At 57.2% G+C, this 19,856-nt stretch carries 15 protein-coding genes and 1 tRNA gene; 7 read left to right on the top strand and 9 right to left on the bottom strand.

All coding sequences use genetic code 11. From position 1 onward, the window contains the following. Positions 1-4: 4 nt before the first annotated feature. The 4 genes from J1C54_RS03220 to htpG all read right to left on the bottom strand — a co-directional run bounded on the left by J1C54_RS03220 (position 5) and on the right by htpG (position 5,737). Entirely contained in the window at positions 5-964 is a 960-nt protein-coding gene (locus J1C54_RS03220; protein WP_229144444.1) for a triacylglycerol lipase, read from the bottom strand. A gap of 352 nt (positions 965-1,316) precedes the next feature. Further along, positions 1,317-2,237, bottom strand: coding sequence for a triacylglycerol lipase (locus J1C54_RS03215; protein WP_304504397.1), 921 nt, complete (start codon positions 2,235-2,237; stop codon positions 1,317-1,319). 261 nt (positions 2,238-2,498) lie between these two features. After that, positions 2,499-3,833: a DASS family sodium-coupled anion symporter gene (locus tag J1C54_RS03210; protein ID WP_229144443.1), complete on the bottom strand. Its 1,335-nt coding sequence runs from the start codon at positions 3,831-3,833 to the stop codon at positions 2,499-2,501. After that, positions 3,833-5,737, bottom strand: coding sequence for a molecular chaperone HtpG (gene htpG, locus J1C54_RS03205; protein WP_229144441.1), 1,905 nt, complete (start codon positions 5,735-5,737; stop codon positions 3,833-3,835). The genes J1C54_RS03210 and htpG overlap by 1 nt, the downstream gene beginning before the upstream one ends. 468 nt (positions 5,738-6,205) lie before the next feature. Between htpG and J1C54_RS03200 the strand changes: the two genes are divergently transcribed. Together J1C54_RS03200 and J1C54_RS03195 are read left to right on the top strand one after the other, a co-directional pair. Further along, positions 6,206-6,478: an oxidative damage protection protein gene (locus tag J1C54_RS03200; protein ID WP_229144439.1), complete on the top strand. Its 273-nt coding sequence runs from the start codon at positions 6,206-6,208 to the stop codon at positions 6,476-6,478. A 56-nt stretch (positions 6,479-6,534) separates the two neighbouring features. After that, positions 6,535-6,610 (top strand) — tRNA-Phe (locus tag J1C54_RS03195). A gap of 64 nt (positions 6,611-6,674) precedes the next feature. Here J1C54_RS03195 and J1C54_RS03190 read toward each other — a convergent pair. After that, on the bottom strand, positions 6,675-7,916 hold the full coding sequence (locus J1C54_RS03190) for an oxygenase MpaB family protein (RefSeq protein WP_229144437.1): 1,242 nt from the start codon (positions 7,914-7,916) through the stop codon (positions 6,675-6,677). 206 nt (positions 7,917-8,122) lie between these two features. Here J1C54_RS03190 and J1C54_RS03185 point away from each other — a divergent pair, with 206 nt between their 5' ends. The 3 genes from J1C54_RS03185 to J1C54_RS03175 all read left to right on the top strand — a co-directional run bounded on the left by J1C54_RS03185 (position 8,123) and on the right by J1C54_RS03175 (position 12,052). Beyond that, positions 8,123-8,668 carry a hypothetical protein gene (locus tag J1C54_RS03185; RefSeq protein ID WP_229144436.1) on the top strand — a complete coding sequence of 182 codons (546 nt, stop codon included), beginning with the start codon at positions 8,123-8,125 and terminating at the stop codon, positions 8,666-8,668. Positions 8,669-8,694: 26 nt separating this feature from the next. Next, positions 8,695-9,636 carry a hypothetical protein gene (locus tag J1C54_RS03180; protein WP_229144435.1) on the top strand — a complete coding sequence of 314 codons (942 nt, stop codon included), beginning with the start codon at positions 8,695-8,697 and terminating at the stop codon, positions 9,634-9,636. Between the two features lie 82 nt (positions 9,637-9,718). Next, positions 9,719-12,052 (top strand): MMPL family transporter, encoded by a 2,334-nt coding sequence (locus tag J1C54_RS03175; protein ID WP_229144433.1) that lies wholly within the window; start codon positions 9,719-9,721, stop codon positions 12,050-12,052. A gap of 16 nt (positions 12,053-12,068) precedes the next feature. Here J1C54_RS03175 and J1C54_RS03170 read toward each other — a convergent pair whose 3' ends face one another. The 3 genes from J1C54_RS03170 to J1C54_RS03160 are packed head-to-tail and all read right to left on the bottom strand — an operon-like array spanning position 12,069 to position 16,818. Continuing rightward, on the bottom strand, positions 12,069-13,562 hold the full coding sequence (locus tag J1C54_RS03170; RefSeq protein ID WP_229144431.1) for an amidase: 1,494 nt from the start codon (positions 13,560-13,562) through the stop codon (positions 12,069-12,071). A gap of 23 nt (positions 13,563-13,585) precedes the next feature. After that, complete coding sequence (gene mutY, locus J1C54_RS03165; RefSeq protein WP_229144430.1) at positions 13,586-14,626, bottom strand: A/G-specific adenine glycosylase; 1,041 nt, start codon at positions 14,624-14,626, stop codon at positions 13,586-13,588. Continuing rightward, a complete protein-coding gene (locus J1C54_RS03160) occupies positions 14,623-16,818 on the bottom strand; it encodes an AsmA family protein (RefSeq protein WP_229144428.1) in 2,196 nt (731 codons plus the stop codon). Before J1C54_RS03160 ends, mutY begins: the two co-directional genes overlap by 4 nt. A gap of 131 nt (positions 16,819-16,949) precedes the next feature. Here J1C54_RS03160 and J1C54_RS03155 point away from each other — a divergent pair, with 131 nt between their 5' ends. Then, on the top strand, positions 16,950-18,860 hold the full coding sequence (locus tag J1C54_RS03155; RefSeq protein ID WP_229144427.1) for a sensor histidine kinase: 1,911 nt from the start codon (positions 16,950-16,952) through the stop codon (positions 18,858-18,860). Here J1C54_RS03155 and J1C54_RS03150 read toward each other — a convergent pair. Further along, a complete protein-coding gene (locus J1C54_RS03150) occupies positions 18,853-19,179 on the bottom strand; it encodes an acetyl-CoA sensor PanZ family protein (protein ID WP_229144424.1) in 327 nt (108 codons plus the stop codon). The genes J1C54_RS03155 and J1C54_RS03150 overlap by 8 nt on opposite strands. A gap of 70 nt (positions 19,180-19,249) precedes the next feature. Here J1C54_RS03150 and hisB point away from each other — a divergent pair, with 70 nt between their 5' ends. Further along, positions 19,250-19,855: an imidazoleglycerol-phosphate dehydratase HisB gene (hisB, locus tag J1C54_RS03145; RefSeq protein ID WP_229144422.1), complete on the top strand. Its 606-nt coding sequence runs from the start codon at positions 19,250-19,252 to the stop codon at positions 19,853-19,855. Position 19,856 lies beyond the last annotated feature (1 nt).

Below are 19,856 nucleotides of genomic sequence, written 5' to 3'. Positions count from 1 at the left end.
TGCTTTAGAGACCGGCTTTTTTCAGGCGGTTAGCATGTTGGCGGAACACGGATTTCGGGTTGGCTTCGAAAATGCTTACCAGGCCGAGAATCTGGTTCACTTCGTCCAGGTGATCCATGTAGTAGTTATCACGGATCACTTTGCCCAGACGGCTGCTGCAGCGGCCAACCAAGCCATCATTTCGCCAGTCCGACTTGCCGACAAATGCCAGGCCGGTGCCAGCCATGGCGTAGGCGCTGACGTCGAACAGGTTGGTCATTGCACCGGTGCCGCTCCAGGAGAAGTAACGCACGCCGTTGACGCTGTAGGCGCCTTCGCCGCAAGAGCTGGTTGGTACGCCTGCCGGAAACTTGGCATTAAAAGCAGCCGCGCCAGCGCTGGTCAGTGATTGCAGGCCGGCATAGGAGTCCTGCGGCAGCTTCTCGCCAGCGCCAAATCCGATCAGCCAGCCGAAGCCGTCTACTACGGAGGTCAGCACACCGGTTGCCGGGCTGCCGATTACCGGCAGTCCAGATGCTTGCATAAGCAGGTCTGCAGCTGGCGAGCCCTTGTTCGGGCCGCCCACCGAGGTGGCCGAGGCAATACGGTGGGGAATAACACCGGCAACATAGCGGATCGACTGGGCGCCATGGCTATGGCCAATCAGGTTGACCTTGGCGGCGCCTGTGATGGCGAGGATCTCTTCCACCTGACGCAGCAGTTGCTCGCCACGCACTTCGGAAGATTCGAACGAGGATACCTGGGTAACAAAAACCTTGGCGCCATCTTTGCGCAGCTGGTTGGGGATTTGATACCAGTAGTCCAGCGGGCCGAGATTGTCGAAGCCCGCCATGCCGTGGGCCAGCACGATCGGGTACTTGGTTTTGGTGTAGCTGCTTTTGAACAGGTTCCAGAACGCATGGCTGGGCGTGGAGAGCGCGAGGGTGAATACGGAAACCAGCAGCAAGGTTATCTTGCGATTCATTGGCGAGTCCTTATTGTCATTATTTTTATTTCAGGTTCTCGATCGTCTCCGGTCTGCGCCGGTTGGATCGGACTGCGTGGACAAATAATAGCCGCAAGTTGGTACGAACGTAGTGCCAAGAGTTGCCATTATTGGCGGCAAATTCTGCCAAAATCGACAGCTCTAATCCCTACGAGTCAGAGGCTTTTGGGCGGCTAATGCTATCGGCGTATTCATGCTCATGGGGCATGGTGCTGGGAAGAATATCAGGCATCTAAAGCCGTAAAGCGTGGGATTTATCCTGCGGGCTTCAGGGAGACTTAAATGACGAGGCGCCCCGAAAGGCGCCCCGCTTGCTGGTACGTCGTCCTGTTTACAGGCCGGCGTTTTTCAGCCTGTTGGCGTGCTGGCGAAACAGTGACTTCGGGTTGGCTTCGAAAATGCTCACCAGACCGAAAATGTGATTAACCTGATCCAGGTGATCCAGGTAGTAGTTGTCGCGAATCACTTTGCCCAGACGGCTGCTGCAGCGTCCAACCAGACCATCGTTTTGTGAGTCGCTCTCGCCGATAAAAGCAAGGCTGCTGGCGGCAAGTACATAGGAGCCGGGGTCCAGCAGATTGGTCAGGGTGCCGGTGCCACTCCAGGAATAGTAGCGCACACCGTTGACCTTGTAGGCGCCTTCGCCACAATCGCTTGTCGGTACGCCGGCCGGAAACTTGACGTTAAACGCTGCAGTACCTTCTTTGCTTAGTGACTGCATGGCTGCGGCCGCATCCTGAGGCAGCTTTTCACCCGCAGCGAAACCGATCAGCCAGCCGGCACCGTTTTGCAATGAAGATCCGACTGAGCCCAGATCTGCCGACATCGGTCCGCCTTTGTTGGGGCCGCCCACTGAGGTGACCGAGGCAATACGGTGTGGAATCACCCCTGCAACATAACGAACAGAATGGCTGCCATGGCTGTGTCCGATCAGATTGACTTTTTCTGCACCGGTAACGGCAAGGATTTCTTCAACCTGACGCAGCAACTGTTCGCCGCGGACTTCGGAGGAGTTGAACGACGACACCTGGGTGACGAACACAGTAGCGCCGTCTTTGCGTAGTTCGTTGGGGATCTGGTACCAGTAATCCAGCGGGCCGATGTTATCAAAGCCAGCCAAACCGTGTGCCAGTACGATCGGGTACTTCGTTTTGGTGTAGCTGCTTTTGAACAGGCTCCAGAAAGCATGGCTGGGAGTGGCTACCACCAGAGCGAATATGGAAACCAGCATTAAGGTCATCTTGCGATTCATTGGTGTGTCCTCATTGTCGTTCTTGTTATTTCAGCTCTCGATCGTTTTCGGCGTGGGCCGGGTAGATCGGACTGCGTGAGCAAATAATAGTCAGCAGCCGGGGCGGGCATAGCGGCAGGACTAGACAATCGTGGGGGCAAATTCTGCCAAAATGGGGGCTCGTCACCCCTGCGGCTGACGGGGATTTGAAGGGTTAAGACTGTCGGCTTAGATCGAATGCTGATGCAAGCATGAGCATATTGGTTGAAGCGGCGGCGCCCGCTACTGGCTGACCAATGCCATCATAAGCCCAGTGATCAACAGCGCCGCAATAACATTGACGCGCATGCCCGCGCGGATCATCTGCTGCTGGGGAATGCAGCCCGTGCCGAATACCAGCGCATTGGGGGGTGTCGCTACCGGCAGCATAAAAGCACAGCTGGCGGCCACGCCGATAATCGCCGCGGTGACCACCGGATCAGCGCCTACTGCCGTGGCCACTGGCATAAACAGCGGCACCAGCAGGGCAGCGCTGGCGGTATTGCTGACCAGCTCGGTGAGATAAATAACAAAAACTGAAACCAGCAGATAAAGCAGCCACGGCTGATCCGCCGGCAGGGCCTGACTGATGCCATTGGCCATCCAGGCGCTGGCGCCAGATGACTGCATTAATGTGGACAGGGTGATGCCACCACCAAACAGCAGCAGCACACCCCAGTTGGAACGCTGCTCAATCTGTTTCCACTCCAGCGTGCCGCTAATCCCCAGCAGGGCGATGGCCAGCAACGCCACCCAGGTGTCGAAATTGCTTTTGATGCCGAGCAGCTCGGCCAGGGGCTTGCCGAATACCCACAGGCATACGGTAACCAGAAAAATAATGACGGTAAGAATGGCGGCCCGGTGACGTGGGAACGTCAGCGCTTCGCCGCCACGGACATTTGGCAGATCCGGTTCCGGTTTCAGAGTGATATAGAGAATCAGCAGTGCAATCGGTAATAGCACGATGAAGGCGGGCATGCCGATCCTGAGCCAGTCATCGAATCCCCAGCCTAACGCGGCGGCGGTAATTGCATTCGGCGGACTGCCAACCAGGGTGGCAATGCCACCAATATTAGCTCCCCATGCCAAGCCTAAAAGCACGAACAGTTGATAGCGCGGAAACTTCTCTGCCAGTGGTGCGGATAGCCCCAGCGCTATTGGCAGCATCATGGCCGCCGCCGCCGTATTACTGATCCACATGGACAGCAGTGAGGTGGCCAGTGCCAACAATAGCGCCGCGCCCAATGCGTGCCCTCTTGCCAGTGTCATAAGTCTGCTGGCTAACCAGCGATCAATACCATGCACCGATAGCGCCGCGGCCAGGGCAAAGCCACCGAGGAACAGACCAATCACTGGATGGGCGAAACCGGCTAGCGCTGTTTTTGTATCCGCCAGCCCCAGCGCAATGCCGATCAATGGAATCAGCAGGGCGGTATAGGTCAGGGAAATGGCTTCGCTGAGCCATAGGGTGCCAGCCAAGGCGAACAGTGCCACGCCGGCCCGGGCGGCAGGATCCTCCGGACCCAGCGAGGCGATAAAGGCGATGGCGATGGCTACAGCGATACGAGCCGGCTTCATCAGGCGGACAGTTCCATCAGCAGCTTATTGATGCGACGCACATAAGCTGCGGCATCCTTCAGGCTGTCGCCACCAGCCAGACGGGCCTGCTCGTGGATCACCGCAATCAGATCTTCGCTGCGGCTGGCGTTGCCTTCCTGCTTCAGGCGTTGCACCAGCGGATGCTGCGGATTGATCTCCAGAATCGGCTTGCTGTCCGGAAGTTTCTGCCCGGCCGCTTCAAGAATGCGACGCATCTGTGCACCCATGTCATCTTCCTGCACTACCAGGCAGGCCGGTGAGTCAGTCAGTCGGTGGGTGGTGCGTACGCTTTCAATGTCGTCCTTCAGATTTTCGGCAATCTGTTTGCACAGTTCAGCGAACTCTTTGTCGGTTTCTTCCTTGGCTTTTTTCTCCTCGGCATCTTCCAGCGCACCCAGGTCCAGCTCGCCACGGGCAATGTCGCGCAGTGGTTTGCCATCGAACTCGTTCAGGTGGCTCATCAGCCAGTCGTCGATGCGATCCGACAGCAACAGCACTTCGATGCCTTTCTTGCGGAAGATTTCCAGATGCGGGCTGCCTAGCGCATTTTGGTGGCTGTCCGCAGCGATGTAGTAGATCTCTTTTTGATCCGGCTTCATCCGTGCCACATAGTCCGTCAGGCTGACGTTCTGAGTGGCTTCGCTATTATCGGTGGTGGCAAAGCGCAGCAGTTTGGCAATGGCCTCACGGTTGCTGTAGTCCTCTGCTGGGCCTTCTTTCAATACATTGCCAAAGGCATTCCAGAAGGTCTGGTATTTTTCCGGCTCGTTGTTAGCCAGTTTTTCCAGCATGTCGAGGGCGCGTTTGCTTAGTGCGCTTTTTAGCGAGTTGACTGTTTTGTCCTGCTGCAAGATTTCCCGGGACACGTTCAGGGACAGGTCGTTGCTATCCACGATGCCTTTGATAAAGCGCAGGTAGAGCGGCAGAAACTGTTCTGCGTCGTCCATGATAAAGACGCGTTGCACATACAGTTTCAGGCCGTGGGGTTTATCCCGCTGGTACATATCGAAGGGGGCTTTTTCTGGCACATAGATCAGCGAGGTGTAATCCAGTTTGCCTTCCACACGGTTATGACTCCACGCCAATGCTGGGGCGAAATCGTGGGAAACATGGCGATAGAATTCCTGATACTCGTCGTCCTTGATGTCGCTCTTGTTGCGAGTCCACAGGGCAGTGGCGGTATTAGCCTGGTCCCAGCTGATTTCCGGTTCTTTACCTTCTTCTTCAGCAGGCTTCTCATCGCGGACTAATACCGGAACGGCGATATGGTCGCTGTATTTGCGTACCAGACTTTTCAGACGCCAGGGTTCGAGAAACTCTTTTTCATCCGCGCGCAGGTGCAGCACGATGCGGGTGCCGCGCTCAGTCATCTCGGCGCTGCCAAGATCGAACTCGCCACTGCCTTCGCTGCTCCAGTAAACACCGTCTTTTGCCTCGGTGCCCGCCTTGTGGGTAAATACTTCCACTTTTTCGGCGACGATAAAGGCGCTGTAAAAGCCGACGCCAAACTGGCCGATCAGGCGGGAGTCTTTTTTCTGGTCGCCGGACAGGTTCTTGAGGAAGTCAGCGGTACCGGATTTGGCGATGGTGCCGAGGTTGGCGACGACTTCTTCCCGGTTCATGCCGATGCCGTTGTCGCGGATGGTCAGGGTGCCGGCTTCCTTGTCTGTTTCGATGTGGATGCTTAGGTCGCTGTCACCCTGATACAGGCTGTCGTCCTGCAGGGCGAGAAATTTGAGTTTGTCGGCGGCATCAGAGGCGTTGGAGATCAGTTCGCGCAGGAAGATTTCCTTGTTCGAGTACAGCGAATGCACCATCAGATGGAGTAGCTGTTTGACCTCGGTCTGGAATTCGCGCTTTTCGGTCTGGGCAGTCGCAGACATGGGGGTGAGTCCTCGTGGTTGTTCGGTTGACCAAGGGCAGATGGGGGCTGGGTTTTGTTTTTCAAGCTTTGTTGGTGGGGTAGGCAGTGGGATTGTCCGGCTCTTTGGGGTGTCAGGGGTTGCCGGGACACGCCGTGAACCCATCCATGGGGGCTTGAGTTCGGCATCCCTGCCTCACACAGTCCCGGCAACCCCTGACACCCCAAAGAACCTCGCATTGGCATTCTTGCCAACTTTTAAAGAAGCAGGATGCAGGTTGTTCAGGTGGTTAGCCCTGTCCGGGACCCTCGAAGCCAGGGATGGCTGAGAGGAGCTACAGGGATGTACTTGCCGCGTGTCCCGGGCAGGGCTAACCACCTGAACAACCGTCGAGTTCACTGCCGCTATTAATCATCTGATGACTGCTTTGCGTGTCGGCACAACCAGTGCGACACTTCCCGCCCAATGCAAAGCACGAGGCTCACCCCGATGACCAGAATGGTTTTCTGCCGCAAACTCCAGCAGCAGCTTGAAGGACTGGAGCGCCCGCCGTTCCCCGGCCCCAAAGGGCAGGAGATCTTCGATAACGTGTCGAAGCAGGCCTGGCAGGAGTGGCTGTCCCAGCAGACCATGCTGATCAACGAAAAGCGGCTCAGCGTCATGGACCCGGCCACCAAGGTTTATCTGGATGGCCAGCGTGAGCGTTTTTTGGCCAATCAGCCATTCGACCAGGCCGAAGGCTACGTCCCACCGGAAAAATAGCCGCCCGCTCGGTTGACCCGGCAGGGCCGAATCGCTTTAATAGCGCCCTCTCCAAAGCCCGGATAGCTCAGTTGGTAGAGCAGAGGATTGAAAATCCTCGTGTCGGTGGTTCGATTCCGCCTCCGGGCACCAAATTAGTAACAACAAAAAGCCCCGCCAAGCGGGGCTTTTTGTTTTCCGGGGCAACCGGTGCCGGTTAGCGCGCCAACCCCGAAACCGGGGTAAAGCTGGTGTCTGCCTTGGTCCGGCTAACTTGCTTCGGGAACTGATTGCGTACCGCTCTCTCGCCTCGTTTTACCAAAGCCTTGTTCACCGGCGGCAGTGCCATGCGAACCAGCTCGGCACTGACCCGCAGCGGAATCTGTGCTGGCCAGAAGTATTTTGCTGCGGTGCGCGGCAAGCCCAGAGTATCGCCCGCCTCATCGCCAAGAACGTAACGGGTGTAGCCAGTACGCAGGGTGCTTTCTACTTTGGCCAGCTGTTGACTGATCCAGCGGTCATCGGCGAACTGCAGGGTGGCATTGGCAAGTGACTGGCCGAGCAGCTTGCTGTCTTCATCGCTGTCGCAGATGGTGGCGACAATTTGATAGAGGGCGCGCATGGCGTCGTCCTCACAGGTGGGCAGAATGCGTTCCTCGACACCCATCAGATAGCCGATATAGCGCCATTGATGGACCACCGCCTCACGCTCGCGTTTGCTGAAGATAAAGCCGATTGAGCGTAGTCCGCTGAGCAGGATCACCGAGAACTCGAGAATGGTGGCCATGGAGTCCCATTGATTCAACGGGTAGCCCCAGGCCATGTCCCACTTTTCAGATTCAAGCAGCATGGCTCGCACCTGAGCGTGCATGACGCGCACCCGCACGGCGCTTTTAAAGCCTTCGGCGTCGCGCTCAAGTCCGCCACGAGTAGTGACGTCCAGCCAGAATTTGCTGGTTTCCACCAGTCGACCCGGAGTTCTGCGGTCAAGCTGGCCGGTGAATACCAGGGGTTTGGCTGCAGCGGCCCCCAGATAGCCGCCCATCAATGACAGGTTGCGCAGTACCAGCTCGCCGGACAGGCCAACCCGGCGCGAAACATCGCAGGCAAGGTTGAGCTTGTCGCGATCCAGCCAGATAGGTTCGTGGTCCACTTGCTCGAACAGGGCGACCAGCTCGGCGGGCGGGTCAGTCAGTGTATGCAGACCGCTTTCCAGCGCCTGATCCAGCAGCTTGCGGCCTTGTCCGGCGGGAAGTCTTTTGTACATGGCAACTACAGCGTCGGCGCGCGGGTCGCCGCTCAGCATGCTGCGGCGGATTTCGTTCATCTGCCCGGCGGTTGGGTGAGGGTCTGAGCCATATATCCAGCGGAAGATACGTCTTCCCCAGCGCAGACCGGGGCGATTCGGATCGCCAACACGGTTAAGCACATTCAGGGAGGGATGGGTTGCGCTGGTCATGGCTGGCTCCTGTCTGGACCTACATCAGAACTCACGGGTTCTGTTGCAGCATAACAGCGCTCTTATGAGGCCGGCAATGACCGGGATATTGATGAATATCAATACTGCCCATGCTGCCCGGATTGATACTACGCCCAGTATTTGGGAGGTCTTTAAACCCCCTATAGCAGCGCACCCACTAAACAGCCCAAAATAAGGAAAAAATCATGCTTCGATATGCTTCTGCTGCCGTGCTTGCCGTATCTCTGATTTCTGGTGTCAGCCATGCTGCGCCGCCCGTCCAGCCGGGTGAGGGCAGCAAGGCGTTGTTCCTGTCCAATGTATTCAACGAAAGTAATGTGGCGTTTCAGGCCCTCGGTTTGCCCGCCGGCCCGACTTACAACCTGGGCCTGTTTCTGAGCAAGGACCTCATGGCTTATGGCAGCGTGCGACTGATCAATCACGAAGAAGGCACCAACGCTGCTCTGGGTGGTGGTGTGCGCCTGTATCAGTCTCGCCCCGGTCCGCTGCGTACTTTTCTTGATGGCTCGCTGAGCTATATCAAGCTGGATGGCGTTGACGACAATGCCGGCGGCACTATCGATGGCGACATTGTTAGCCTGGGTGGTTACTTCGGTGCCGAGTACCTGTTCACCAAAAATGCCTCGGTGGCGGCCAAAGTAGGCGGCGCCTTTAGTGATTTCGGTGGAGATCTGGATTTCACTACTCTGGATCTGGGTGTTGCTGAAGTGATGTTTAACTTCTACTTCTGATGCCAGCCTGAAAAGAGGGCAAAACGATGTACAAGACAATTATGACCATTCCAGGCAAGGCGCTTGCTATGGCTGTCGCTGCGGCCTTGGCTGGTTGCGGTGGCGGCGATGTGGGCCCGGGAGATTTTGCCTACGGCTCGGCGCCGCGCTGCGCCAAGACCCTGCTGGTGGACGATGGATTGACTAATACTCAGCTCGCTTTGACCCGTTTGAATGAGCTGATTAATTTGGCTTCCATTTCACCTGAGGGCGGCGACTCCACGGAGTCCGGTGATCTGTATCGGTTTGATATTGCTGGTCAGTGTGGTGGCTGGGTGTACTTCACTCCGCTTGAAGGGAGCGATGCGGAACGCACGGATTACGATTTGGATATGCAGGAGTACTGCATGTCATCGCCGGAAGGTGATATTCGTTTCAGTGGTCAGATACGCGCCAGTGAACTGACCAGCATGGGTATGCCAAGTGAGCTTCTCACTGAGTTTTCCGGACTGCAGGCAAATTCTGCTGAAGATTCTTTCGTTGTCAGCATGACCGGTGGGCGAGCCGTCTATGGTCGTCCGGATACGGGTCGCCCGTTGGCGCCGAACGCTGACGCGCCGGACCAAGTGAGCATCGATGAGCTGGTGGTCAATCATCAGACTGCTGGCATCACTGATACGGTGCAAGCGCTGCAGGCCGAGCGCTGGGAGCAGGACGGGCTGGTTATTACTCGGGTTGAAGATGGTCGCTATGTGCAGAACAGCAGCGGCGATGTTTTTGCTTTGAGTACCCCAGCCGAGCCGCTTCAGGTGGACCCGGAAAGTGGTGAGTGGCTGGCCGGTGTGCTGGTACTGAGCTCCGACGACTATCCTGACGTGCAAGTACGCCCCACGGGCAACCCCGGTGAATACACTGCGGTGGTGCCGGCTAATGCAGCCGGTGAGCGCCTTGGCTGCGGCGTGGTGGATGGTCTCGGCTCCGGCCGCTGATTACTTCACCTTGGCGGCGGTCCGGCCGGGCCGTCCGCCAACCTTTTTACTCCCTGATTTAATCTGATACGGAGCAGTGCGGGTGCGACTGACTGACTTGATTGGCCGTCGCCTGGCGACATTCGCCCTGTGGTTGTACGACCGACCGAGAACGTCTGCCACGCTGCTGGCGCTGTTGCTGCTCGCCGCTGTTAGCCAGCTGCCCAGGCTAGAGCTGGACACCAGTGTTGGTAGCCTGTTGGGTCTTGATTCGCCTGAATTCGTTTCCTATCAGTCTTTCACAGAGCGCTTTGGCAACGATGCCTACGCGGTGATCACCGTATCCGCCGCGGATGTGTTGGCTCCGCAAACCCTGCAGCGGTTGCGCGACCTGCATAAGGAGCTTGAGAAAGAGGCTCCTCATGTTCGTCGGGTGACTTCTCTTCTTAATGCACCACGTTTGTATCGGCGCGATCAGCGCACTGTTATTAGTGGTTTGCTTAACCCCTGGCCGGAAACGGATGAGCAATGGCTGGCCTGGCAGCAGGAGGTATTGTCCAGCGAGCGCTACCGCAATGTGCTGATTAATTCAGCGCGGAATTTCACTTTGATCGTGCTGCAGTTGAACAGCACCCTGCGTCAGGGTGACAAGACTGTTCCGATGGGAGCGGTGGGCTACGCTGAGTTGGTGGATGCCATTCGGCCATTGCTGGCGCAGCATCAGGCGGAGGATTTTTCTTTGGAGCTGACTGGAGAGGCGGCGGCAGATGCAGCCATCCAGCGAGCCTTTGTGCGTGAGTTGCTGGTGCTGGGTGTGGCCAGTTTGGTAGTGGGTATGCTGCTCATCTGGCTGTTGTTCCGTAGTCCCATGGCTGTGGTCCTGCCGCTGGCAATTATTATTACCACGGCCGTTGTCACCTTCGCGATTATGGCCCTGGTCGGGCAGCCGCTGCAGCTGACACTTATTATCATGCCACCCCTGATCGTCGGTCTGGGGGTTGCTGATGCGGTCCATGTTCTGAATGCCTATAGCCGACATATCGAACTGAAGAACACCCCGCGGCAGGCCTTCTCTGCGGCCCTGACCGAAACCGCACGGCCGGTGTTGATGACTTCGCTGACCACAGCTGCGGGACTTTTTTCCTTCATGCTGGTGGGCATTCAGGCGTTGTCCAGCTTTGGCCTGTTTGCCGGCATCGCCACGCTGTTGGCTTGCCTGTTTACTTTTGCGATAGCGGCGCTCGCGCTGTCATGGTCGCCCATGCCGGTTGCTGCATCGACAGTGTTATTCGGTAGGCGAGAATTAATCGATCGGACAGCAGTGTTTTGCGTGGCTCTAGCGGGTCGCCATGCGGGAAAGATTATTCTGGCGACAATGCTGGCTGGAGGCATGGCGATCTACTCGTTGTCCTCGCTTCGCCTTAACCACGATACACTGGCTTGGGTGCCTGACGAGTGGACTGAAATTCGCGGCTTCAAACTCCTTGATCAGAACTTTGCTGCAGCCTCTCCTTTTGAGCTTGTTATTGATAGTGGCGCGCCGGGCGGTGTTCGCAAGTCCGAATTTATTACCTTGTTGCGGGATATTGCAGAGGATTTCTCCGCCGGTGAGGCGGCCACCGTATTCTCATCGGTATCTTCGGTGCAGACATATCTTGAAGATATCTCTCGTGCCATGGATGGGCGCTCGCTTGACTATGCCGAGTTCAGCAATGCGGATGATCTGGTATGGCGTGATCTGCGTTTCTTTCAGATTGGCATGCCAGATGCGTTCCATGCGCTGGTCAGTGGTGATTACCGCTATGCTCGTATGACGCTGGCCACCTCTCGCGCTTGGGCAATGGAATACGATACTCCGAAAAGGCTGGTTGACGACGTGCTGCGAAGACATGACGGCGTTGTCGCGGAAGCAACCGGGTTCTTGCCAATCCTGCGCCATACGCTGGATGTAATTATCTCTGGCGCTGCCATGAGCTTTGTTGCCTCCATGTTGATGGTGCTAACAATGATGGCGCTGTTCTTCCGCTCTTTACCAACAGCGACGTTGGCAATGCTGCCGAACGTGGTGCCGATTCTGCTGGTGCTGGCAGCGATATCGGCGGCCGGTGCACAGCTCGATATGATTACTATCATGATCGGCTCGCTGATTATTGGCGTGATCGTTGATGACACCATTCACTTTCTGAATAATTTCCAGACGGCGCGAGCATCCGGTCAAACGGCGGCACAGAGCAGTCAGCACGCACTGCAGACAAGTGGTCATGCCATGCTGGCTACCTCACTGGTGCTGATCGGGGCATTTGCCATGCTGGGCTTTTCTCAAATCGGGATTATTTCCCTGTTTGCCGTGATCAGCAGCAGTATTCTGGCGCTCGGCGTGCTTGGCGATTTTGTGCTGATGCCAGCCATCATGCAGTGGTTGTACCGCGATCGTTAGTCGCTTCCGTGAATGGCTAGGCGCTTGCCAGCGTACGCCACTGGCTGGACTCCTCCAGCTGCCGAGCAACCTGCAGCAGCAACCCTTCCTGTCCTTGTTGTGCGGTCAGTTGCACGCCCACTGGTAGTTTATCGTTGCCACAGAATCCCATTGGCAGGGAGATGCCCGGGGTGCCACAAAAATTACCCAGTTGGGTAAAGGGCACGCGCTGCAGAGCTTGTTCAGCCATCTTGTCCACCAGTCCCGTGGCGCGCAGCAGTTTGCCTGCTCCAAGTGTAGTGACGAGTCTGGCGCCCAGGGCTTCGCCGGCGGGCAGGTCCTGTTCGCCGATACGCGCCGGAGGCTGTGCGGTGGTCGGTGTCAGGTACAGGTCATAGTTGTTGAACAGGGCTGCGAACTGGCGTGACAGGGTGTTCCAGTGGCGCAGGTGGCGAGCATAGTCGCCGGCGCTGAAGCTGTTGCCAAGCAGGGCCAGTACCCGCGAATCCAGCTCGGTTTGACGCAGGCCAGCAGCGCCGTGTTGGGCGCGGATATCTTCCAGTTCGCAAGCAACTTGTCCGGCATACAGCATCAGGTAGCAGCGCGCCACTAGCTTGCCATCGACTTCAGGGCGGGCTTCCTCAACAGTGTGACCAAGCGCTGCCAGTTTCTCCGCAGTCTGCTCGGTGATGCGGCGAATATCTGGATCAACTTCGTTGCCCAGCGGAGAGCGGGTGTCCAGGGCAATACGCAGCTTGCCCGGGTCGCGCTGCATCAAGTTGAGAAATGAATCCGTGGGCGGTTCAGCGTGGTGCGGATCACCAGGCTCGGCACCGGCCAGCACATCCAGCAGCGCAGCGCTGTCGCGTACCGAGCGCACCAGAACGTGATCGGTGCTCATGCCATCCCAGAGCTGCCCCAGTTGCGGACCTTCACTGACCCGTCCGCGGGTTGGCTTAAGACCAATCAGGCCGCAATAGGCTGCGGGAATACGAATCGAGCCGCCGCCATCACTGGCGGTTGCCACCGGTACCATGCCGGCCGCCACCGCGGCAGCGGAGCCGCCACTGCTGCCACCGGTGATGTGATCCGTTGACCAGGGATTCCGTGTTGCGCCGAAGGCCTGTGGCTCGGTGGTGCCCTTAAGGCAAAACTCCGGCACATTGGTTTTGCCGACAATGATAAAGCCGGCGCGAATTAGCCGTTCAACCATGTAGCTGTTGCGCTCCGGGATGCGGTTGCGATGAGCTGCACAGCCATCAGTGGTTGGCGCGCCCGCAAGATGGTTAGGCGCCGTGTCCTTGAGTAGCAGTGGCACGCCGGCAAATGGTGCAGTGGCGTCCAGGGTCTTTAGCTGTGCAGCTGCTCGCTCGCGATCTTGCCATACCAAGGCGTTAAGCTTTGGTTGCCAGAAGTCGATTTGCTGCCACGCCTGTTCAAGTGCTTGCTGGGCAGATACCTCACCGTTGCGGATCGACTCTGCCAATGCGGTGGCATCCATTTTTCGATACTGATCACTGGCAAAACTCATGGCGCTCTCCAGAGTGTAAATTTTTATAGTGATTCGAGTAATTTTTTGATTGGTGCGGCCAGACCAAGCTCGCCGGGGCTATTGTGTTTTACCCAACGCTGTCGTGTGGTTTCGCGAACAACTTTACCGGCGGGCTTTACTTTGATGCGTAGTGGGCTGATGTCCAGATGAAAATGGCTGAAGGTGTGGCGAAAATCTGGCAGTGCCTTGATTCGGCCGCCATTCAGTCCGCGCTCGTTGAGGGCTCCTTTAAGGAGTGCCGGATCACCAATTTCCGGCAGGCACCACAGGCCGCCCCACAGGCCGCTGGGCGGGCGCTGTTCGAGTAGAACCTCGCCATGTTCGTTTTCTAACAGCAGCATCAGAGTCTGTCTTACCGGGGTGGCCTTGCTCGGCTTTTTGCCCGGGTATTGGGAAACTGTGCCGGCCTTGAATGCGCTGCAGTGTTTTGCCAGCGGGCATTCGTGGCAGCGAGGCTTGCTGCGGGTGCATAGAGTGGCACCCAGATCCATCATCACCTGAGAGTAATCGCGCAGCCGACGCGTGGGAGTATATTTTTCGGCGATCTTCCAGAGCTGACTCTCTACCGGCTTTTCACCGGGCCAACCAGCAATGGCATGAAAACGTGCCAATACCCGTTTTACATTGCCATCCAGAATGGGCGCGCGTATGTCCATGCTGATACTGGCAATGGCGCCGGCGGTTGAGCGGCCGATGCCCGGTAGCGAGGACAGCGCGCTGACGTCAGCGGGGAAGACTGCGCCGTGCTCAGCCACCACAATCTGTGCCGCACGATGCAGGTTTCGGGCGCGAGCGTAATAGCCCAGGCCAGTCCACAAATGCAGCACTTCATCCTGCGGTGCACGGGCCAGTTTCTGCACCGTGGGAAAGCGCTTCATAAAACGTTCGAAATAGGGAATGACTGTGCTGACCTGAGTCTGCTGCAGCATGATCTCTGACACCCATACCCGATATGGGTTGATGTTCTGCTGCCAGGGCAGATCCTTGCGACCGTGCTGGTCGTACCAGTCCAGCACGGTGTTGTGGAACGAGGCCGGCGTCATTGGAACAGTTTCTTCAGGCCTTCCTCTGCCTTTTTCTTCAGCTCGTCCTTTGCTTTCTGTTTGGCGGCATCTTTGATCACGGCTTCGGCGCTATCTCCCTCGCCTTCGATGCCAAAGCGATCCATTAACTTATCCTTGGCCAGCTGTGTCGTGATGTCCTTGCCGATTTCCCGAAATGCCTTACTGTCGGCGCCACACCACTTGCTGACATCTCCAGCCAGATTGCCTTTGCAACGCATGGGCCAGCTACGGTCCGCAATATATTTATTGGTGCTTAGCTCTGGCACTTTCATCGCCATGCGCATATCAAACGCCTGGCTGCGTAAATTCAGAAAGCCCTTGCCGGATAGCGTGCCTCGATCCAGCTCTGCTTGCAGGTCGTCAATCTGAGCAATCAAATCCTCAATGCGTACTTTGGCTTTCAGCTGCACCACTTCTGTGTCTTCTTTCAGCGCCGGCGGAAGTCGCCCCTGATCCACATCGGGCAGGAACTGGGTGATGACCTGATATTGGCCGAGCATGTCATTAATGCCGGCGCCTAATGCGTTATTCAGGTTCATGCCGCGAATGGTGCCCTGGGACAGGGTCAGGTTCAGGGCGCCATTGCTGCTATCTGCCAGTGCTTGCTCGGTGTTGCCTTTGGCACTAAAGGTCATGTTCATGTCGAGAATGCCTGTGAACAGGTCGTCTTCCAGTGCCATCTGCATGATCGGTTGAATCTGTACGCTATTGGTGTCGGCGGCAAAAGTGATCAGCGGGTTATCGCTGCGCGCATCCAGCGCTGCCTCGGCTTTCAAGCTGCCGGCCATCAGCTGAGTGTTAGCCTCAATCATTTCCAGCAGGCCATTGTCGGCGCGTACCAGAACGCGCAGGTCGCGCATCTCAATTCCTTCCACTTGTATGGTTCCCGCCGAGAACACGCCATCCAGCTTCAGCGCGCGCAAATCCTCCAGCGGCAATAGCGGCTCGCTGGAAAGGGGAGGGAGCAGTGTTTCCGTGGTGGCCAGTACTTCCTCCTCAGCGGACTCCCCTTCCACGGTTGGCGGCAGGTATCCATCAGCGGCCAGCTGGTCCAGCGTCAGGTCAAAGCGTATGTGGCCGCTATCAATATCAGTCATGCCGGCCACACCACTTATCGTGCTGTTGTCCAATGTGATCTTTAGTGGTTCCAGCAGGATGCTGTTTTCCGGGCCACTAAATGTCATTTCCATGGCGACCTTCTTTAATGCCGCTGGGTCGCTGGTTTCGATGGCTGCTTCGCCGATTGCCATTAGTGCCGCATTGGCATCAAACGGCGCCACACTGAGGGCGCCGCGGAAAATCGGCTTGGTAGAGATTTGAGTTAGCTCGATATTACCGCTGGTGCGGGTGCTGGCGGCTTCCACCAGCAGGTCGCTAATGCTGATGCGGTCATCATTCAGTGCTGCTTCCATATTCAGCCGGGCATGAACCTGCACTGGCAGTGTGGTCAGGCCCGCGAGGGTGGTGTCGACCACCAGAGCATTTAATTCGAAGGTGTTGCTGTCCAGGTTCATGGCCAGTGTGGTGGCCAGCGCCAGATCCACGCGCATATCCGCCTGATCCTGATAGCGCAGCGAGGCTTCCAGCGGGAACGGCTTATCCAGACTGACGTCCTGAGCATCAATGTTGAGCTGCTCAACGCGGATGTCAGTACCGTCGGTGCTGTTCAGATAGCGCACCCGGCCATTGCTGATGGTGATTTGCGGTATGGACACAGGCAGGTCCAGCGGCGCCGACTCGGCTGCTGGCTCTTCCGGGGTGGTAGCCGTCTCGCTGGCTGGCGCTATGCGATCCCAGTTGGCCCCTTCTGCGGTTTCTTCCAGGTTTAGCTCGACGCCGTCCAGATATAGCCCTGACAGCTCCACGGCGCCGCGTAGCAGCGGCATTACCGCGATGCTGGTGCGCACCTGGTCAAAGGCGGCGAACAGGGGCTCTTCGCCAGCAATGCGGACTTCTGTACGTCCCACCTCAATGCCCAGGTAGGGCCAGAAGGTCCAGGACAGGTTGCCTGGTATCTGCAGATCCAGATTCGCCTGTTCGCGGGCAGCGGTACTGATTTGCGGCTTGAAGTCATTGGGATCGATCAGACGGGTGACGGCAAAAACTGCACCGGCCAGAAGTATAATGATGGCCAAAACAATGATGCTCAGGATTTTCAGTGCGCGAAGCATGGCGGTCTCCTTGCGTGCCGGGTGCGTGCGGTCGATTATAGAGAGCCTGTGACTGGCATGGCCATGGATAACAACCATAACCCATGGCGCTTCGGTGGCATCACAGTGATAGCAGATTGGGGGAGATAGTGTTGAAAAAGTTCCGTTGGCTGCTGGTCAGTCTCATTCTTGGTGCCTGGCCTGCGTTTGCCACCATCAATCCGGGGCCACAGGATCAGGAGCTGGTTATTGGTCGCGACCTTGAAGTTCTGGAGGACCCGGAGGGGCATTGGTCCCTTGCCGATGTCAGTGGCCCGTTTGCAGATCGTTTTAGCCCCTCAGATCGCCTCTATCCCGGTTTTGGCTTTACTCGCTCAACCATCTGGTTGCGTTTCTCGGTGGACTTTTCACGAGTTCAGAATCGCACCTGGTATCTGGTTCAGCGTCATCCCATTGTTGATAGCGTGGTGCTCTACTCGCCTAATTCAAGCGGAGGTTATTCGGAGACGGAAATGGGTGATGGCCTGCCGTTTTCCCAGCGAGACATTGCACATCGTGAATTTATTTTCCCGCTGGATAGCAGCGTCAACATGGTGCAGACCTACTATCTCAAGGTGTCAGGAAAGGGAGCCCTCAATCTTGAGCTGAAGCTGTCCAGTGCTCAGGGTGTGATTGAGCGGACCTACAAAGAGCAACTGATTTTCGGCCTGTTCTTCGGTGGCCTGTTTGTCATGCTGGTGTATAACCTGCTGTTGTACTTTTCGGTACGCGATGTCGCTTACCTTTATTACGTCATCTTCCTCGGCGCTCTGGAGCTAAGCCTGCTCAATCTGAATGGCTTCGGACTGCAATATCTGTGGTCAGAATGGCCGCGAATTAATGAGCATTATCCATTCTTTGCCTATATCGGCATGGCCGCATTAATTCGCTATTCGCTTAACTTTCTTGATCTGTTGGGTCGTCAGCCGCAGGCCGGGCGCTGGCTGCAGTGGTTGTTTCGCATATCGGTGCTGATGGTGCCGCTCACATTGGTTGTGCCACCGCCCTGGTCCTACCACCTGAATACCCTGCTGGTGCTGACAGTTGTGCTGTCGCTGTTTGTGATTGGCACCGTGGCCTGGTTGAAAGGCTATACAGCGGCCCGACTTTATGTGGCCGCCTGGTCGGTTTTCCTGCTCGGTTGCGTGGTCTTTGCGCTGGACAACCTTGGTGTTATTCCGCACTCCACGCTGGGCAACTATGCGCCCCATATTGGCGGCGGTTGGGTGGCTGTGTTGCTGTCGCTGGCATTGGGAGACCGGATCAACTTGCTGGAAGAGCAGCGCGATAGTCTGTCTCTGGAGTCGGAAGAGGCCATGCGCCGCCATGTTGCCGAGGTGCAGCGTCTGGATCGGGACAAGCTTGTGTTCCTTGAGTACCTCAGCCATGAACTAAATACGCCGCTTAACTGGTTGGGCAGTGCTCGCTTGCTGGAGGCGGAATCTGTGCCCAAGGAGCTGCGTGATGCGGTGCTTATGGTGCAGCGTGGTCAGGACCGGCTGCAGCAGCTGGTGGCGACTTCACTGCGTTACTTCGACATGGCGGGGCGCCAGCAGCTTCCAGCGCAGAGCTATTGCCAGCCCATGTGGATTCTTGATCGCCTGATTACTGACTGCGCTGCGGTGGTGAAGGACAAGCAGCTCAAGCTGCTAAACCGTGTACCTGCGGACCTGACCGTACTGGCCTGCGAGCGAGAGCTGCGGGAAGTGCTGATGATGCTGCTGGATAACGCCCTGCGGGTCAGCCCGGAAGGTGGAGAGGTGGTATTTTCTGCCGATGTTTCCGAGCGCGAGGCGGTGATCCGGGTGTGCGATCAGGGCCGCGGGATCGTGCGTGACAATCTGGACGGAATTTTCCAGCCGTTCTTTATGGTGGGCTCGGGGCATCATGCAGACGGCTTCGGTCTGTCCTTGCCCATGGCCCGGGTAATGATCCGACAGATGTCGGGGGATGTCTGGGCGGAGAGTGCCGGTCTGGGTAAGGGGGCATGTCTGTGCATTCGTCTTCCCATAGAGACTAGCTAGGTTTCCGCCATGTGGGACCGCTGTCGAGGGGTGACGGGGCCAGCAGATTGCCGGTCTGGCGCAGCATTTCCTTGCCGACTCCGCGGCCCCGGGTGGCCGGATGCACGACTATTTGGCTTAGTTTCCAACCGTCCCCGGCGGCTATCACTCGGGCCAAGGACACCGGACGGGCATTGAAAATACCCTGAAAAAGGCGTCCCTCGCCCTGTTCAGCGGCGCTGGCCAGCGCTTTGGCAAGCTCGCTATCAGCTTTTAGCACGTTGGCGAAGTCGGCGGAGCTGGCCTCGGTGATGGCAATTTCACTAACTATCAGTGGCATTCAGGATTCCTCATTGGTCCGCAGGGCGGGCGGGGCCTATAATAGCCGCCCTGCCTAACGGAGGTCATTCATGTCGCAGCGTACAGCCAGTGTGTCGCGTAACACTCTGGAAACCCAGATTGCCGTATCGGTCAATCTCGATGGTACTGGTAAGAGCCAGCTCGAGACCGGCCTGCCGTTCCTTGATCACATGATTGATCAGGTCGCTCGCCATGGCCTGATCGACATCAATATCGCTGCCAAGGGTGACCTGCACATCGATGCCCACCACACCGTGGAGGATATCGGCATTACCCTGGGGCAAGCGCTGGCCAAGGCATGGGGCGACAAAAAGGGCGTGCGCCGTTATGGCAACGCCTACGTGCCGCTGGACGAGGCTCTGTCGCGGGTGGTGATTGATCTGTCCGGTCGGCCTGGCCTGGAAATGCATGTTGATTTCTCCCGCGCCCTGATCGGGGATTTTGATGTGGACCTGTTCTATGAGTTTTTTCAGGGACTGGTAAACCACGGCATGATGACGGTGCACATTGATAACCTGCGTGGCCGCAATGCGCACCATCAGGCAGAAACGGTGTTTAAGGCATTTGGTCGAGCGCTGCGTATGGCGGTGGAGTTTGATCCGCGTATGGAAAATATTACTCCGTCCACTAAAGGCACGCTCACCGAGAAAGGCTGAT

It is taken from the genome of Alcanivorax sp. 1008 (assembly GCF_020667895.1).
Taxonomy (GTDB): Bacteria; Pseudomonadota; Gammaproteobacteria; order Pseudomonadales; family Alcanivoracaceae; genus PGZG01.
The sequence above is the reverse complement of the archived record's forward strand: the minus strand, read 5'-3'. Positions and strand labels throughout refer to the sequence as shown.

What these genes read in the sequence shown, in the direction of transcription:
- J1C54_RS03220 (WP_229144444.1), bottom strand. Translation starts at nt 964, where the DNA reads ATGAATCGCAAGATAACCTTGCTGCTGGTTTCCGTATTCACCCTCGCG.
- J1C54_RS03215 (WP_304504397.1), bottom strand. Translation starts at nt 2,237, where the DNA reads ATGAATCGCAAGATGACCTTAATGCTGGTTTCCATATTCGCTCTGGTG.
- J1C54_RS03210 (WP_229144443.1), bottom strand. Translation starts at nt 3,833, where the DNA reads ATGAAGCCGGCTCGTATCGCTGTAGCCATCGCCATCGCCTTTATCGCC.
- htpG (WP_229144441.1), bottom strand. Translation starts at nt 5,737, where the DNA reads ATGTCTGCGACTGCCCAGACCGAAAAGCGCGAATTCCAGACCGAGGTC.
- J1C54_RS03200 (WP_229144439.1), top strand. Translation starts at nt 6,206, where the DNA reads ATGACCAGAATGGTTTTCTGCCGCAAACTCCAGCAGCAGCTTGAAGGA.
- J1C54_RS03190 (WP_229144437.1), bottom strand. Translation starts at nt 7,916, where the DNA reads ATGACCAGCGCAACCCATCCCTCCCTGAATGTGCTTAACCGTGTTGGC.
- J1C54_RS03185 (WP_229144436.1), top strand. Translation starts at nt 8,123, where the DNA reads ATGCTTCGATATGCTTCTGCTGCCGTGCTTGCCGTATCTCTGATTTCT.
- J1C54_RS03180 (WP_229144435.1), top strand. Translation starts at nt 8,695, where the DNA reads ATGTACAAGACAATTATGACCATTCCAGGCAAGGCGCTTGCTATGGCT.
- J1C54_RS03170 (WP_229144431.1), bottom strand. Translation starts at nt 13,562, where the DNA reads ATGAGTTTTGCCAGTGATCAGTATCGAAAAATGGATGCCACCGCATTG.
- mutY (WP_229144430.1), bottom strand. Translation starts at nt 14,626, where the DNA reads ATGACGCCGGCCTCGTTCCACAACACCGTGCTGGACTGGTACGACCAG.
- J1C54_RS03160 (WP_229144428.1), bottom strand. Translation starts at nt 16,818, where the DNA reads ATGCTTCGCGCACTGAAAATCCTGAGCATCATTGTTTTGGCCATCATT.
- J1C54_RS03150 (WP_229144424.1), bottom strand. Translation starts at nt 19,179, where the DNA reads ATGCCACTGATAGTTAGTGAAATTGCCATCACCGAGGCCAGCTCCGCC.
- hisB (WP_229144422.1), top strand. Translation starts at nt 19,250, where the DNA reads ATGTCGCAGCGTACAGCCAGTGTGTCGCGTAACACTCTGGAAACCCAG.